Below are 1761 nucleotides of genomic sequence, written 5' to 3'. Positions count from 1 at the left end.
GGCACGGCGGGGCGGCGGCGGCGCGACACTGAACCCGATGTCTGTCATCGACAACGCGATCTACCGCGACGGTCGCCGGGTCGCCACGCCCGCCACGCTGGCAGAGACGTTCGCCTCGCGCGCCGCCCACGGCGGATTCGCGTGGATCGGGCTGTACCGCCCCACCGAGGCCGAGATCGATGCGCTCGCGGCGGAGTTCGACCTGCATCCGCTCGCCGTCGAAGACACCAAGAAGGGTCATCAGCGCGCGAAACTCGAGCGCTACGGCGACACCCTGTTCGTCGTGCTGCGCCCGGCACGCTATCTGGATGCCGTCGAAGAGGTCGAGTTCGGCGAACTTCACGTGTTCGTCGGCCCCGACTTCGCCATCACGATCCGCAATTCCGAATCCCCCGACCTCGCCCACGTGCGGCACCGGCTCGAAGCCACCCCGGACCTGCTCGCGAAGGGGCCCGAAGCGGTGCTGTACGCCGTGCTCGATCAGGTCGTCGACGAATACCAGCCGGTGGATGCCGGACTCGAGAACGACATCGACGAGATCGAGGAGCAGCTGTTCTCGGGCGATCCCGTCGTCACGCGCCGCATCTACGACCTCGCGAGCGAGGTGATGGAGATCCAGCGCGCAACCAGGCCCCTGGTGGGAATGTTCGAGGCACTCGAACGCGGATTCGGCACGTACCACGTCGACGTGGAACTGCAGCGGTATCTGCGCGACGTGAAGGACCACGTCATCCGCGTCGTCGAGCGCGGTGAGGGCTTCCGCCAGTTGCTGCAGAACGCGCTGCAGGTGCACTCGGCGCTGGTCGCACAGCGGCAGAACGACGACATGCGGACCCTCAGCGAAGCCGCCGTGTCGCAGAGCGAGCAGGCCAAGAAGATCTCCAGCTGGGCGGCGATCATCTTCGCTCCGAGCCTGGTCGCGGGGGTCTACGGCATGAACTTCCGACACATGCCCGAATTGGAATGGCCCTGGGGGTACCCGCTCGCACTCGCCCTCATGCTGGGTTTCGCCGGCACGCTCTACGGCATCTTCAAGGGCCGCGGCTGGCTGTAACCCTCCCCCGCCCCTACCCGCCCCGCCCCGCGAGACTACAGCCGCGGCATCGAGACCGCACGGTCTGCGCGCGGCCTCGATAGCGCGCATGTAGTCTCGCGGGGACTGCCCATCACGTTCTACCGAAGAATCGGTGCTTGAGCGCAGATGAAATCATAGGTGGTGAGTGTCATGCATGGCGGTGTGATCCTGTTCCGGGGAACCGGGGCTGATGCGCGCCGCTATGTCGAGGCCGACCGCTCTCGCGCGGATGATTACTACCTCGGCGCTGACACGTCCGTGGCGCAGTTCACCGCACTCGACAGCGACGGGAACGTGACCGCCGCGCTGGGGCTCGACCCGGAGAGGTATGCGGGCTGGGTGGACTGGCTCGACCCGCTCACCGAGGAGTCGATGGGCAGGCCACGTCTGCCGGGTGAGGCGCGGCAGGGATCGCCCAGGTTTGCGGAGATGGTCGTGAACGCCCCGAAGTCGCTGTCGATCGCCGCCGCGCTTCACCCGGAGGTCTCCGACGCTCTTGACCGGGCGCAGCAGGACGCCGTGAGTGAGATTCAGCGGTGGCTCTCCCAGCAACTCCGTGACCCGTGTGGGACCGCGCGGGAAGCAGGAGGTTGTTCCCGTCTCGCAGTTGCAGACGGTGGCGGTGTCGCACCGCACGTCGCGTGCGGCTGATCCGCATCGGCATATCCATTTTCAGATCGGCACCC

General features: G+C 67.0%; 2 protein-coding genes and 1 pseudogene. All 3 read left to right on the top strand.

Translation table 11 applies throughout. From position 1 onward, the window contains the following. The first annotated feature begins 37 nt into the window (after nucleotides 1–37). A complete protein-coding gene (locus ACK5KK_RS07490; RefSeq protein WP_416889462.1) occupies nucleotides 38–1054 on the top strand; it encodes a magnesium and cobalt transport protein CorA in 1017 nt (338 codons plus the stop codon). A 171-nt stretch (nucleotides 1055–1225) separates the two neighbouring features. After that, nucleotides 1226–1567 (top strand): annotated as a pseudogene (locus ACK5KK_RS07485) (relaxase domain-containing protein); the annotation flags it as partial. A gap of 31 nt (nucleotides 1568–1598) precedes the next feature. Next, a partial coding sequence (locus ACK5KK_RS07480; protein ID WP_416889461.1) for a relaxase domain-containing protein occupies nucleotides 1599–1761 on the top strand: 163 nt, incomplete at its 3' end.

This window comes from Microbacterium sp. (assembly GCF_047972865.1).
GTDB lineage: Bacteria > Actinomycetota > Actinomycetes > Actinomycetales > Microbacteriaceae > Microbacterium.
Note: the sequence above shows the minus strand (reverse complement) of the source record. Positions and strands in the feature narration are given on the sequence as shown.

What these genes read in the sequence shown, in the direction of transcription:
- ACK5KK_RS07490 (WP_416889462.1), top strand. Translation starts at nt 38, where the DNA reads ATGTCTGTCATCGACAACGCGATCTACCGCGACGGTCGCCGGGTCGCC.